At 49.7% G+C, this 12691-nt stretch carries 14 protein-coding genes; 9 read left to right on the top strand and 5 right to left on the bottom strand.

All coding sequences use genetic code 11. The features are described 5' to 3' along the window. Window positions 1-290 precede the first annotated feature (290 nt). On the top strand, window positions 291-857 hold the full coding sequence (locus ACG2F4_RS12235; protein ID WP_395261099.1) for a DUF4256 domain-containing protein: 567 nt from the start codon (window positions 291-293) through the stop codon (window positions 855-857). A gap of 281 nt (window positions 858-1138) precedes the next feature. On the opposite strand, the gene ACG2F4_RS12230 is transcribed toward ACG2F4_RS12235, so the two are convergent. Further along, a complete protein-coding gene (locus ACG2F4_RS12230) occupies window positions 1139-1936 on the bottom strand; it encodes a GntR family transcriptional regulator (protein WP_395261098.1) in 798 nt (265 codons plus the stop codon). 374 nt (window positions 1937-2310) lie between these two features. Here ACG2F4_RS12230 and ACG2F4_RS12225 point away from each other — a divergent pair, with 374 nt between their 5' ends. From ACG2F4_RS12225 to ACG2F4_RS12195, 7 genes are all read left to right on the top strand, one after another. Further along, complete coding sequence (locus ACG2F4_RS12225) at window positions 2311-2871, top strand: YeeE/YedE family protein (RefSeq protein WP_395261096.1); 561 nt, start codon at window positions 2311-2313, stop codon at window positions 2869-2871. 21 nt (window positions 2872-2892) lie between these two features. Next, on the top strand, window positions 2893-3318 hold the full coding sequence (locus tag ACG2F4_RS12220) for a DUF6691 family protein (RefSeq protein ID WP_395261094.1): 426 nt from the start codon (window positions 2893-2895) through the stop codon (window positions 3316-3318). Window positions 3319-3351: 33 nt separating this feature from the next. Further along, window positions 3352-4767 carry a rhodanese-like domain-containing protein gene (locus ACG2F4_RS12215; protein WP_395261092.1) on the top strand — a complete coding sequence of 472 codons (1416 nt, stop codon included), beginning with the start codon at window positions 3352-3354 and terminating at the stop codon, window positions 4765-4767. Between the two features lie 119 nt (window positions 4768-4886). Then, the gene (locus ACG2F4_RS12210; protein WP_395261090.1) at window positions 4887-6620 is read left to right on the top strand and encodes a SulP family inorganic anion transporter; all 1734 of its coding nucleotides are present in this window, start codon (window positions 4887-4889) and stop codon (window positions 6618-6620) included. Between the two features lie 25 nt (window positions 6621-6645). Then, window positions 6646-6993, top strand: coding sequence for a hypothetical protein (locus ACG2F4_RS12205; protein ID WP_395261088.1), 348 nt, complete (start codon window positions 6646-6648; stop codon window positions 6991-6993). A 53-nt stretch (window positions 6994-7046) separates the two neighbouring features. Next, window positions 7047-7457 (top strand): rhodanese-like domain-containing protein, encoded by a 411-nt coding sequence (locus ACG2F4_RS12200; protein WP_395261087.1) that lies wholly within the window; start codon window positions 7047-7049, stop codon window positions 7455-7457. Window positions 7458-7603: 146 nt separating this feature from the next. Then, window positions 7604-8056: a methyltransferase family protein gene (locus ACG2F4_RS12195; RefSeq protein ID WP_395261086.1), complete on the top strand. Its 453-nt coding sequence runs from the start codon at window positions 7604-7606 to the stop codon at window positions 8054-8056. A 23-nt stretch (window positions 8057-8079) separates the two neighbouring features. Here the strand turns inward: ACG2F4_RS12195 and ACG2F4_RS12190 are convergent, their stop codons facing one another. Genes ACG2F4_RS12190 through ACG2F4_RS12175 form a run of 4 tightly spaced genes read right to left on the bottom strand, consistent with a single transcriptional unit; the run spans window position 8080 to window position 12091 of the window. Then, window positions 8080-9309, bottom strand: a complete 1230-nt coding sequence (locus ACG2F4_RS12190; protein ID WP_395261085.1) for a type IX secretion system plug protein domain-containing protein — start codon at window positions 9307-9309, stop codon at window positions 8080-8082. Window positions 9310-9352: 43 nt separating this feature from the next. Then, window positions 9353-10189: a diaminopimelate epimerase gene (gene dapF / locus ACG2F4_RS12185; RefSeq protein WP_395261083.1), complete on the bottom strand. Its 837-nt coding sequence runs from the start codon at window positions 10187-10189 to the stop codon at window positions 9353-9355. A 13-nt stretch (window positions 10190-10202) separates the two neighbouring features. Further along, window positions 10203-11426, bottom strand: a complete 1224-nt coding sequence (locus ACG2F4_RS12180; protein ID WP_395261082.1) for an ATP-binding protein — start codon at window positions 11424-11426, stop codon at window positions 10203-10205. Beyond that, on the bottom strand, window positions 11423-12091 hold the full coding sequence (locus tag ACG2F4_RS12175; protein WP_395261080.1) for a heme exporter protein CcmB: 669 nt from the start codon (window positions 12089-12091) through the stop codon (window positions 11423-11425). The genes ACG2F4_RS12180 and ACG2F4_RS12175 overlap by 4 nt, the downstream gene beginning before the upstream one ends. A 129-nt stretch (window positions 12092-12220) precedes the next feature. Between ACG2F4_RS12175 and ACG2F4_RS12170 the strand changes: the two genes are divergently transcribed. After that, the gene (locus tag ACG2F4_RS12170; protein WP_395261078.1) at window positions 12221-12691 is read left to right on the top strand and encodes a PTS sugar transporter subunit IIA; all 471 of its coding nucleotides are present in this window, start codon (window positions 12221-12223) and stop codon (window positions 12689-12691) included.

Below are 12691 nucleotides of genomic sequence, written 5' to 3'. Positions count from 1 at the left end.
CATCTCAACCATGGACATTTAGGTTTACTGGAACGCACATAACACTGATGCTGCAGGGCAACGCAGTTCTTACAGCATCTTTCTTTTCAGGCTGCCTGTGTAGATCGGCATGATCGATACTTATCCGTGTTCGGTCAGGAAGAGTCCGAAATCCAGGGTTTGATGTGACGCTAGTCTAGTATTGATGTCTTGCCAAAGGACAGGTCGCCCATACTCAGTCGAACCAAGGTTTACAGGCAATCAACATAGCGGTTGTTTTATATTAACGCCGATATAAACGTGGAGACGATATGAGCAGCAAAAATAAAATAATGTCCCGGGAAAAGCGCGAATCACTCCTCGGAACGCTAAAATCCCGGTTTGAGAAGCATATGGACCGCCACGATAATATTGAATGGGATGAGCTGAAGGTAAAGCTGGAGGAGTATCCTGAAAAGTTGTGGTCGCTCAATGAGATGGAAAGGACAGGAGGTGAGCCGGATGTGGTGGATCAGGACAAAAAGACGGGAGAATACATCTTTTATGACTGCTCGGCCGAAAGTCCCAAAGGTCGCCGAAGTGTCTGTTACGACCGCGATGGGCTGGAGTCCAGGAAAAAGCACAAACCAGATAACAATGCGGTTGATATGGCAGCAGCGATGGGCATTGAACTTTTAACAGAAGAACAGTATCGACAGCTTCAGCAGCTTGGAAAATTTGATGCCAAAACCTCAAGCTGGTTGAAAACACCTGCTGATATCAGGAAACAGGGCGGGGCTATTTTCGGTGATTTTCGCTATGGACATGTCTTTATATATCATAACGGTGCACAATCCTATTATGCAGCCAGGGGTTTCCGCGGCTGCCTGCGGATCTGATTATATAATCCTAAACTAAAGTGAATATCCCGGAAGATGGGACATGGCATCTTTTGCGCGTACCCACGGAGACGAAGAGAGCTGCCCGTGAACTTTACGCGGTTGTCAAACTAATGTTAGGAGTCTGTCGGGAGACGGACAAAACTGATTTTTTGTGCTCACGAGAAACTATTCCACTGTTGCTTGTTGATAACGCGGGGGAAAGATTGTGGTCTTGGAAGGCTCCCGAAGAGTACAGCAGCCGGATAAGATAGGCGTGATAAAACAATATCTCCTCATTTTTAATTCTCGGCTTTGTTGAACACCGGTAAAAACTCTCTAAGCGGCATGCGGCTGGTTGATGTATCCATGTCTGGTTCCCGTTCGGCCGTCAGTTCATATACGATGCGGTCGCTCCGGTAATACCGTTTTTGATAATAAATAGGCTTGTCCCCAACCGTCAGCGAGAGGCGGTCGATCAGCAGCAGGGCGGCCCCGGTATTCACATTGAGATGTTCGGCAATCTCCTCGGATGCATTTTCCGCTTCCATTCGGAAATAGCCCTTCTCCACCGGGATATCAAAATCATTTTCGAGGATATCGTAAATGGTTTTGCCCTGCAGGTCGTAGCCTTCCACAAGCTGACCGTAGAACATGGGCAGCCACGTAATGTCAAAAGCGATCGGTTGCCCGTCGCCGAGCCGAAGCCGATCCAGCCGAACAACGGTGCTGTCGGGATCGATTTTTAGAATACCGGCAATACGGTCTGTGGCGGGTACTGGCTTAAACTGAAGGACTTCTGAGGAGGGCTTCAATCCCGCGCGATGCATATCCTCCTCAAAGTCGGTAAGCTGGATAAACGACTGGCGCGGGCGGTCGTCACAGACAAAAGACCCCAGGCCCTGGGACCGATAAATCTGGCCTTCGTTTTCGAGTGTCTGCAGGGCTTTTCGCACGGTAACACGACTGACATCAAACTTCTGGCAAAGCTCATTTTCCGACGGCAATTTTTCATCGGCCTGGTAATAGCCCTTTTCTATCTGTGTTCGAAGCCATTCGGTGATCTGTTTATGGCGCGGAATACCTTCTTTAAGCATCATTGGGTGGTGAGAAATAAAATTACGTTTATATGATAATACATCGATTTACAGAATATATCAAGACTTGTTATTACATGTAGTACTAATAGTACATTCAGGGTGTGAAAAGTATGATTATCTTGCCATTATAAATAGTGTAACTATACACCGGTCATAAGGTTACAGGAATGTATCTGAAAACGCTTATGTGGAACCCGGGCAAACCCTATTTAAAGGTTGAACCGATAGAGAATTCCTATGAGGTGGATAAATAATTAAATTACAACTTGTTATTACAAGTATTGATATGTTTGGCAGAATCATCTATATTCTTGACAGAAACTAAGGACAGGCCGGCAGCTAAAGGCCTATAAACTTAAAAAAGCGTGTCAACTATGATTGATCTATTATATGAGCCGTGGCCGTGGTATGTGGCCGGACCTATTATCGGCTTAACAGTTCCCATTTTATTGCTGATGGGCGGGAAGATGTTTGGAGTTTCCGCCAATCTGCGTCACACCTGCGCGGCTTGCAATTTTGGTAATGTGGAGTTTTTCAATTATGACTGGAAATCCGCCGGCAAGTGGAACCTGACCTTCCTGTTGGGGTCTGTTATCGGTGGTTTCCTGGGGGGCTATGTCTTTGCCAATCCCGAACCTATAGAACTTGCCTCTTCAACCGTAGCAGAGCTGCAGGCACTGGGAATACAGGACTTTAACGGGCTCGTTCCCGACGACCTGTTTTCATGGAGCTCTCTGGGTTCAGCAACGGGGGTAACGGTATTGGCACTGGGTGGTTTTCTGGTCGGTTTTGGCGCCCGATACGCCGGGGGATGCACCTCCGGCCATGCAATTTCCGGGTTGTCGGATCTGCAGCTGGCTTCGCTGTTGGCCGTCATAGGTTTCTTTATAGGCGGACTTCTGATGACATACCTCATCTATCCACTGATTTTATAACGATAAAAAACTACCAGCATCATGAAATTCACAGAATATCTGAAGTATCTAGCAATCGGAATCGGCTTTGGCTTTGCGTTGGTTAAATCCGAAGTCGTATCGTGGTTTCGGATCCAGGAAATGTTCCGGTTCGATTCCATACACATGTACGGAATCATCGGCCTTGCTGTAGTAGTCGGCATCATCTCCGTACAGCTTATCAAACGATACAACATGAAGGATGCGAACGGTAATCCTATTTCGATCCCCCCCAAAGATTCCTCGCAGGTAACGCGCTATTTGGTGGGTGGCAGCATCTTTGGGCTGGGCTGGGCCCTGCTTGGAGCCTGCCCGGGACCGATGTTTGCCCTGCTCGGCAGTGGTCTTACAATTATGATTGTGCCTATAGTGGCCGCAGTGCTTGGAACGTATGTGTATGGCGTGCTGCGCCCCAAACTTCCCCATTAACAAGAGTATCCAATAACCTAAAAGAGCAAAATTATGTACTTCAAACAATTCTTCGACGACAAGTTAGCACAGTATGCCTACCTCATCGGTTGCCAGGCCAACGGCACAGCCGTGGTGATAGATCCGATGCGAGACATTGACCAGTATATCAATGCAGCGGCAAAGGAAAACCTGACCATTGTAGCGGCAGCCGATACCCATATCCACGCGGACTATATTTCCGGCCTGCGGGAGTTCGCCGAGCGCGGCGTCAAGGTTTACGCATCCGACGAGGGCGACAAAGACTGGAAGTATGAGTGGCTTACAGGCAGTAATTATGACTATGAGCTGCTTAACAACGGCGATACATTCAATATCGGGAATATCACCTTCAGGGCATGGCATACGCCGGGACACACGCCTGAGCACCTCAGCTATTTTATCACCGACGGGGCCGCAGCGGATGAACCGATGGGTATCGCCACCGGCGACTTTGTGTTTGTCGGGGATGTGGGGCGTCCCGACCTGCTGGAGTCGGCAGCCGGACAAAAAGACGTGATGGAGCCCTCGGCACGGACGTTATTCAAGTCTGTGGAGTCATTTAAGGAGGTTCCGGAATACCTGCAGATTTGGCCGGGGCACGGCGCGGGAAGTGCCTGCGGGAAAGCGCTGGGGGCTATCCCGGAAAGTACGGTCGGCTATGAATTGCGGTACAACAATTCGCTGAAGTCGGCCACATCTGAGGACAACTTCGTGGAGTTTATCCTCGAAGGGCAGCCCGAGCCCCCGATGTATTTTGCCCGCATGAAGCGCGATAACAAAATGGGACCCAAATTGCTTGATGGAATTCCCCAGCCGGATCGACTTACACTTGGTCAACTAAAACATATCGTGGCAGAGGGCAGCAGTACTTTGCTTGATACGAGATCTAAGGAGGCGTTTGCAGACGGGCACTTGCCGGGTTCCCTGCTTTCCACGCTTAACAAGCAGTTCAATACGGCCGCGGGCTCCTATATTACCGAAGAGGAGACCATCTACCTGGTAGTTGAAGAGCATAACGTGCGGGAAGCGGTAATTGACCTGATCCGCATCGGCCTCGACAATTTAGAAGGGTACGTAACTCCGGCTGACCTGCAGATGTACGCCAACCAGGGCGGCGAACTCAACAAGCTGGAAGTGGGAACTTTTGAGACGGTCGAAGAAAAGAAAGACGACCCGCAGTTCAAGGTGCTGGACGTACGAAAGGCTTCAGAATTTGAGGAACGTCATGTGGAGGGAGCGTTGAACTTTGCCCACACCCGGTTGATGGAAACCAGGTCCGAAATTCCCAGCGACAAGACGCTGCTCGTGCATTGCCAGTCGGGCGGTCGTTCGTCCGTGGCTTCGGCATTCCTGGCTAAACACGGTCACGATGTGGTATTGATTGACGATAACTTTGACACCTACAAGCAAAAAGTAAAAACAGTGTAAGTGTCACCTCAGCCGTCGGGTGCTGACCCGCCCGGTGGTTTTGTTGACTATTATATGTTTACGCGGGAGAAATTAGCCGGCAGCTGTACTCGCGCGTTTGCCAAATTAACTACAGAATTATGAAAAATTCATCCAAGCTATCTCGTTTTATACCGATGATCGACTGGATAAAGAACTATTCCTCCGGTCACTTTAAGGGAGACCTGAACGCCGGGATCACCGTAGGCATCATGCTGATTCCACAGGGTATGGCATATGCCGTGCTGGCCGGACTACCCCCGATATACGGGTTATACGCATCCATCGTGCCACTCATTTTGTATGCCATTTTTGGAACTTCGCGTCAACTTGCCGTCGGCCCCGTGGCGATGGTATCGCTGCTGGTGGTGGCGGGCGTGGGCGAAATTGCCGAAGTGGGCAGCGACCGGTTTATCCAGCTGGCCATCATGACCGCCATGGGGGTGGGGGTATTCCAGCTGCTGATGGGCCTGTTTCGGATGGGCTTTTTGGTCAACTTCCTTTCACACCCGGTACTCAGCGGGTTTACTTCCGCCGCCGCCCTAATAATCGGTGCCAGCCAGTTTAAAAACCTGCTTGGCATCGATCTGCCGCGGACCAATTATGTGCATGAGATTTTGATGGGCGTTTTTGAAAAAGCCGCAATTATCGATCCCTATACGTCTGCCATCGGCATCGGTGCTATTGTCCTTATTATCATGATCCGAAAGTGGAAACCCACTTTTCCCTCGGCGCTGGTTGTTGTTGTGCTGGGAACGCTGGTTACCGCCGGTTTCGGGCTGGACCAGCAAGGGGTCGCCATTGTGGGTGAAATCCCCCGGGGGCTGCCATCACTTGAGATATTCTCATTTAACCTGGGTGACTTTCAGCAACTGCTTCCCACGATTTTGGTCATTTCGCTGGTCGGGTATATGGAATCTATCGCCGTGGCCAAAGCTATTGCCAATAAACACGGCTACAAAGTGGATCCCAACCAGGAGCTGGTCGGCTTGGGAGTAGCCAATATCGGGGGCGCCTTTTTCCAGTCCTATCCCACAACCGGCGGGTTTTCACGGACGGCGGTAAACGACCAGGCGGGAGCACAAACGGGAATGGCCTCCATAATCAGTGCGGCTATCATCGGACTCACCGTGCTGTTGTTGACCCCGCTGTTTTATTATCTGCCGATGGCAGTACTGGCTTCGATCATTATTGTGGCAGTGGCCGGCCTGTTTGATGCTGCAGAGATGAAATACCTGTGGAAAACCGATCGAAAAGACCTGGCGATGTTGGCTACGACGTTTGTCGCCACGCTAGCCCTTGGCATTGAAGAGGGCATTTTGGTGGGTGTGGTTCTTTCGCTGATCGTCGTGATCTACAGCTCTTCAAAACCGCACAGTACTGAATTGGGTCGACTTGGCGAGACCAGAAATTTCCGCAACATACAGCGATACCCCAAAGCGAAAACGGATCGGAAAGTGCTTATCTATCGATTTGATTCGGCACTCTTTTTTGCAAACGTGACCCATTTTCAGGATCAACTGGATGAGCTTATTGCCGCGCGGGGGGATGATTTGGAACTGGTTATCCTGGACGCCTCGTCGATCCACGATATCGACTCTACCGGTATTCATGTACTCCGTGATTTTATTGAAGATCTGCAAGACAAAGGCATTGAATTGTATATCGCCGGTGCTATCGGGCCGGTGCGTGATAAGCTTAAAACATGCGATATCATCCAGGAAATGGGCATCAAAAATTTCTTTTTCGATGTGCATGATGCGGTAACCACATTCTACTCCGAAAAGAACCAGCATCCCGACTATGAATATTCACCCCTGCAGACCAACAGTTAGCACCGGCGGATAACTCAACATGTTTATGCGAGAATTAGGACTTAAAGCCATTTGGAAACAGTTTTCGCTGTCGGCGCTGGTCAAAACGCTTGAAAGCGGTGGTGCGTTCAGGATCTGGCGTGACCTGGGATACGCTATTGGTGCACTTCTGGCGGGCGCCATTGCGGATATGCAGTTTATCGGCTGCGATTTTATTTGTAGAGATGCTGACGTTATTATCAACACTTTATATTTTAAAGGAACCTTTGCAGAACCTGCTATTTTGTTGGGAGGGAGTTGTACTACCGACCTTGGTGACCTTTTAACGGGAGTACAACTCCCTCAGAACGAGGAATTGAGGGTTTTGCAAAGCCCTCTAAAAGAACATAATTAGCTGTAGCGTCCAGTTTTCAATCATCAACAAGTTAATATAAAAAGTGAGATATCATGAATAAGCCCATCCTGATCATAGCATTAATCGGTATTGCAGTAGTTATGGCGATAACCCTGTTCTCAAACACCGAATCAACACAAGAATCCAATCAAGTTATGGACATAAGCCCAACAGAATTTCTGCAGAAAAAAGATCAACAACCCGGCATTGTCATAGATGTGCGCACCCAGAAAGAATACGATGCGGGGCATCTGGCCGAAGCCGACCGGCATTACGATCTGCTCAACGGCGATTTTGAAGCCCAACTCAACACACTCGACAAAAATGAAACGTACTATCTCTACTGCCGTTCAGGAAACCGCAGTGGAAAAGCAGCCCAGTTGATGGTCGAAAACGGGTTTGAAAATGTGTATAACATCGGAGGATTCGAAGACCTGGTAAGTGCAGGACTCGAAAGTAATTGAGGTAGTTACTGGTTGATTCGTATAATCGTTATTTGAGGGAGTAGAGCCTTGTTTTCTGTAATCTCCATTTATAGAAAGACCTGTAAGAGGGTGAAAGGCCATACCTCATTAGCAATTAGATCGATTAACTATTTGGCGGGTGTTATATGGAACTGAAAATACCCCCGGCTCTGGTAACCTTTTTCTTCTTGGCTGTGATGTGGGGCATAAATTATTTTGCCCATCCCGATATCGTAATATTTTCAGGTATGCGGTGGGTCGTGGTTTTTCTGTTGGGATGCGGCGGACTGCTGGGCACGGCGGCCCTGGTACAGTTCTACAGGAATGCTACTACCGTAAATCCCCATAGCCCGGAAAATGCCAATATACTGGTTACCGGTGGAGTCTACCGGATATCCCGAAACCCGATGTATTTGGCCCTGTTGTTGCTGTTAATTGGTTATGGATTTTTTCTGGGCAATAGCCTGACTTTTTTCGTGCCCCCGTTTTTTGTGGCATATATGAATCGCTATCAGCTCATCCCGGAAGAGGTCGTCATGGAAGAGAGATTCGGGGCGGAGTATTCCCGGTATAAGTCACAAGTGCGACGCTGGCTGTAGGGTCGAACATCGGGGAAGCCGGGTTAATATTCCGTGCTGGCGACGTTCAACAGGCGGTCGTAGTGGCGCACCGGATCCCGGTAGTACACCAGTGTGATATATTCCTGCCTGCGGTAGGTAAAGCTCCTGTCCAGCTCCAGGTCGTTTATACGGTTTTCTTCAAGAGTAACATATTTGTAGGCGTATTCCCCCTGCTTGATAAATGCGCTGCCTTCCCAAAGTCCCGATCCGGGGTTGAACTTCATTCGGTTTAGCGGGTTGATCGTCCAACCGTTAAAATCACCGACCAGGTAGATCTGCTGAAGGGCATCGGCCTCAGCCGCCGTTTCCAGCCGGAAATGAACATTGGCGTATTCTGCGCTGCGATCGTCATCGGGACGTCCCAAACGGGGTCCACCCCAAAAAGCGGGTGCGGGCGTGAACTGTTGTACATCCCGCCGGAGAATTATATTTGGAGGCGTAAACTCCGGTTCATAGGAGAGAATGTGAGTGCCATCGGGAGTGAAAGAACGGATATCCAGGGTGTTAAACTCATAATCACCCAGAAACGCTTCCTGCTGTGACAGGTGAAAGTGTACGGACCCGGGCGTCGAGGTATCAAAATGTTTGACCGGTCGTGCCCGTCCCCAGAACTGATTTTGCACGTATTGGAATGACAGGTCGAACTGCGGCATCTCCACGAAGGGGGGATACCGGTACTCACTGAATGGACGATCCTGTTCTCGCAGGTCCTCGCGGCGGGCATATTCGGTTTTGATACTGGTCTGAAGTTCTCCTTCCTGTTCGGAAACAAAAAAAGGAAGGCTGAAAAGCAGGTTTCCTGAATCGGGCTCGCGTACCGTGAGCAAATAATTGCCGCTGACCGTCATGGATAGGCGATCGTTTGGCAGGACGTACTCGTAATGCCGGTAGGCGGGGCGCTGAACATAACTTTTGCTTCCCGCCCCGAAATAGTCCTCATAAAACCCATCCAGGTAGTAATTGAGTGCAAGGGGACTTTCCTGCCAGTCGGCGGAATAGTGACGCACTTCAATTTTAAACTGCCTGGCGTCCGAACCCAGGTGATCGAATTTCAGCACCAGCTGCTGACGGCTGCCAAGCTCGATAACAGGGGGAGAGGAGGGCTGATCCAGGCGATACAGCTGCAGGCTTTGTATTTGCCGCGGGGGAGCAGACTGGGGAGCGACTGTAAAAGTGTTTTTCAGGTGTTTTGTACTGTTGCTCGGTTCTTCCCGATTGTTTGACAGTGGCACGCACTGAGCCAGAAGCAACGCAAGCAACAGAACACCGGTACGCTTAAAGATAATATTCTCCGGTAAAAACAAATTCTACTTTGCCCTTTAGCTTTATATTCGAATATGTTCGGGTAGAGGGATCGAATGAAAATTCGACAGATAGTTTGCCCCCTTTGACATTGACGGTATATTCGGTTTTGGTCTCCCGGTGACTGTTTTGGATATGATGCCATACCAGTGCAGAGGCGATCGCCCCGGTACCACAAGCCAGGGTCAGATCTTCGACGCCGCGTTCATATGTCTGGATGTTCAGTTCCTTCTCTCCGCTGCCATGCATGAAGTTTACGTTCGTCCCAATGGGTTGAAAATGTTCGTGCATCCTGAAACGGCGCCCGATCCTGCGGAGTTCATCCTCCCGGCGCAGTGTATTTTTATCCAGCTCCTGCCTGACCACGTGCTCGGTTCCCGTATACACCTCAAAAAGAGGCTGGTCATCCAGGGTGATTTCAGTGATTTGAGTTTTTACCGGGAATGAGATTTCCACCTCATCGTTGGAGCGAACCTTTGCGCGGTAGATGTTGTCATGCACGTTGAACCGTTGCTCGGTGTCGAAACCCGACTTCCTTGCAAAAAGGGCCAGGCAGCGGGCGCCGTTGCCGCACATCCCGGCATCGCTGCCATCGGCATTTCGGTAGATCATGGTATAATCCAGCCCGTCGATCTGGGGATTGCTCAAAACCAGCAAGCCGTCAGCTCCTATGCCGAACTTGCGGTTGCACAGGCGGGGAGCCCACTGGATGAGATCTTTCATCCTGAACTGGTATTTCCGGTTGTCAATGACCACAAAGTCATTACCGGCTCCCTGCATTTTGGTAAATTCAATTTTATCGATATCCATATATGTCATAGTGTTAATTTCCTGCGAATGCGGGTAGGTGTTTCCAGGAGTCCTGCTCCGAAATGGCCGGATCCCGACCTCTCATAAGATTTGAAAGGCGGAGTGACAGCGTGGTATAGATCAACTTGGGCTGCACGTTTTGATAAATCATCGGCTTGCAGAGGTTGACATGTTCAATCATCTCTTCAAGCCTGGCCTCGCTCAGTTGCGAGCAAAATTTCTCAATAACGTCGAGCTGATCATAGTGAGTGAGCAGCGAGCGTTCTCGCGTATCGCGGTAAACCATGATGTCGCGGATAAAGACCTCCAGTATATTCAAAATGGCAATTTGGCCCTCAATATTGTTCTCACTCTGCCAACGTTGAGCCGTATCAATAATTTCAACCGCTTCCTGCATGTATGAATTTCGCAGGAATTCGATAATGGCTTTGCGGGTTGACTTGAGCGCATCCGCGTCAAAAAAGCGGGTCATGGCGTAGTTGCCGCCGGAAATACGGGCCAGGTAGCCGGCCTGCTCCTCGGGCACACGATCATACTCGACCAACGCCTGTTCAATTTCATTTGTCTTCAACGGCGACATGCGGATGTGCTGACACCGGGAGATGATAGTCGGGAGCAGGTGTTCCATATTTTCCGTCGTCAGCACGAAAACAAGCTCTTCGGAGGGCTCTTCCAGCAGCTTCAGGAATGCGTTGGCTGCTTCCGCGCGCATCTCCTCAATATTGGTCAGGATGATAACGGTTTTTTGTCCCTCGTTGGGTTTCAAAAACGCCTTTGGCCTGATATGATCCCGGAAATAATCAATGGGATAAAAAGCGCGCAAGTTTTTTGAGCTCTCATCATCGGTCAGAGAAGGGCGCACCCGGAAGTTTACAATTTCATAGGGGTCTTCACTGAGCAGTTGCAGCCGCGGGCGGAGCTCGGCGGAGACGTTATTACCGCTTACTGCGCTTGTGGGAAGCGGGAGAAACAGGTGAACGTCCGGGTGCGGGAACCAGGATGATTTTTTGGAGAAGGCCTGTTCCCCCAAGTCGGTCAGGTTGTCGATACCGTTTAGGATTTCCGCAAATGCGAGGGCGAAGGCGGTTTTACCGATGCCGGAGGGTCCGGAAAAAAGATAGGCGTGGCTGATTCTCCCGGAATGCACGATTCGTTCCAGGTGCTCGCGCGCAAACTGTTGGCCCACCAGTCGCCGGTCGCCAAACGAAAATTTGAGATCTTTATAACTGCTGTTCATTCTTCCCAGATATAGTCAAAAAGTAGAATTCCCGCTGAAATAGTAACACCGGCATAGCCGACAAGGGCTGCCAGATCGTCGGCAAAAGAGCCGCCTGCGCCCTCAAAAAGAGCGGCCTTGGTAGCTCGTATAAGCACCAAAAGTAAGGGAAAAAAAAGTGGAATGCTGAGTACCGAAAAAATTGCCCCTTTGCGATCTGCCTGCGAAACAATGGCTGCCAGCATTGTAGCGACGCCCGAGAGACCGGCTGTGCCCAAAATAAGAGTCAATAATAACGCACCATAATTTGAAACAGGTATGCCCAGCAGAAAAATATAGAGCGCGAACGTCACGATGTTCACAAAAAGAGTGAAGAAAAAGTTGAAGGATAATTTGCCCAGGAACACCTCCGAGGCCTGCCCGTGGAGCCGCAGCAGGTCATAGGTCAGGCGCTCGGTTTCCATCACAAATGAACGGGAGAGGCTGGAGAGTGCGGCGAACAGGATCACAATCCACACGATGCCGCTTTTGGGGGTCGGGGGCAGCTGTTCGGCACGCAGGGAGAACAGAATAAGGAGCATTGCCGCCCCCACAAAGGCAAAAACAGTATTTATGACATATCGAGAGCGGAATTCGGTTTTGAGATCTTTCCCGAAAACGGCCCATATACCTTTTAGTTTATCCATGCTGGAGGATAAGAATTTTACCTAGATTCAAAAAGCTTGCTGCTAAAGGTTTAATAATTGTATCAAAAGATAAACGATGAGTATATTTTACCCCGAACAGAAAACCTAATGTTGTAACAACAGATCTGCATGAATATCGTCAGCTTGCTGCATACCGAAAATGTAATTCCCAACCTGGAAGCCGAAGATAAAATCGAAGTTTTGAACAAGCTGGTCGACTCGCTGCAGTCGCAGGTGGGAGCGGAGGAGCTTGAGGCGATACGGGAGGCGGTCCTGGAACGCGAAAAAATTATGTCTACCGGCGTGGGCAAAGGGCTCGCCATTCCGCACGGCAAGGCGGAGGGAATTGACGATAATTACGCCGCATTTGCGATTCTCAAAGACCAGATCGATTATGAAGCGGTAGACGGGCAGCCGGTAAAACTGGTTTTTATGCTCGTGGGACCCCAATCGAGCAACAGCCTGCATATCAAAATGTTGAGCAAGATTTCACGTTTAATGAATAATACCGATTTCAGGAACCGGCTGACCAGCTGCACTACGGCTGATGAGATTATCGGGGTGTTCGAGGAGGAAGAAAAAGCGCATTTCGGGGGCTGA

This window comes from Halalkalibaculum sp. DA3122, assembly GCF_043951865.1.
GTDB lineage: Bacteria > Bacteroidota > Rhodothermia > Balneolales > Balneolaceae > JAMQKA01.
The sequence above is the reverse complement of the archived record's forward strand: the minus strand, read 5'-3'. Positions and strand labels throughout refer to the sequence as shown.

Coding starts and splice junctions, on each gene's coding strand:
- ACG2F4_RS12235 (WP_395261099.1), top strand. CDS start 291: ATGAGCAGCAAAAATAAAATAATGTCCCGGGAAAAGCGCGAATCACTC.
- ACG2F4_RS12230 (WP_395261098.1), bottom strand. CDS start 1,936: ATGATGCTTAAAGAAGGTATTCCGCGCCATAAACAGATCACCGAATGG.
- ACG2F4_RS12225 (WP_395261096.1), top strand. CDS start 2,311: ATGATTGATCTATTATATGAGCCGTGGCCGTGGTATGTGGCCGGACCT.
- ACG2F4_RS12220 (WP_395261094.1), top strand. CDS start 2,893: ATGAAATTCACAGAATATCTGAAGTATCTAGCAATCGGAATCGGCTTT.
- ACG2F4_RS12215 (WP_395261092.1), top strand. CDS start 3,352: ATGTACTTCAAACAATTCTTCGACGACAAGTTAGCACAGTATGCCTAC.
- ACG2F4_RS12210 (WP_395261090.1), top strand. CDS start 4,887: ATGAAAAATTCATCCAAGCTATCTCGTTTTATACCGATGATCGACTGG.
- ACG2F4_RS12205 (WP_395261088.1), top strand. CDS start 6,646: ATGCGAGAATTAGGACTTAAAGCCATTTGGAAACAGTTTTCGCTGTCG.
- ACG2F4_RS12200 (WP_395261087.1), top strand. CDS start 7,047: ATGAATAAGCCCATCCTGATCATAGCATTAATCGGTATTGCAGTAGTT.
- ACG2F4_RS12195 (WP_395261086.1), top strand. CDS start 7,604: ATGGAACTGAAAATACCCCCGGCTCTGGTAACCTTTTTCTTCTTGGCT.
- dapF (WP_395261083.1), bottom strand. CDS start 10,189: ATGGATATCGATAAAATTGAATTTACCAAAATGCAGGGAGCCGGTAAT.
- ACG2F4_RS12180 (WP_395261082.1), bottom strand. CDS start 11,426: ATGAACAGCAGTTATAAAGATCTCAAATTTTCGTTTGGCGACCGGCGA.
- ACG2F4_RS12175 (WP_395261080.1), bottom strand. CDS start 12,091: ATGGATAAACTAAAAGGTATATGGGCCGTTTTCGGGAAAGATCTCAAA.
- ACG2F4_RS12170 (WP_395261078.1), top strand. CDS start 12,221: ATGAATATCGTCAGCTTGCTGCATACCGAAAATGTAATTCCCAACCTG.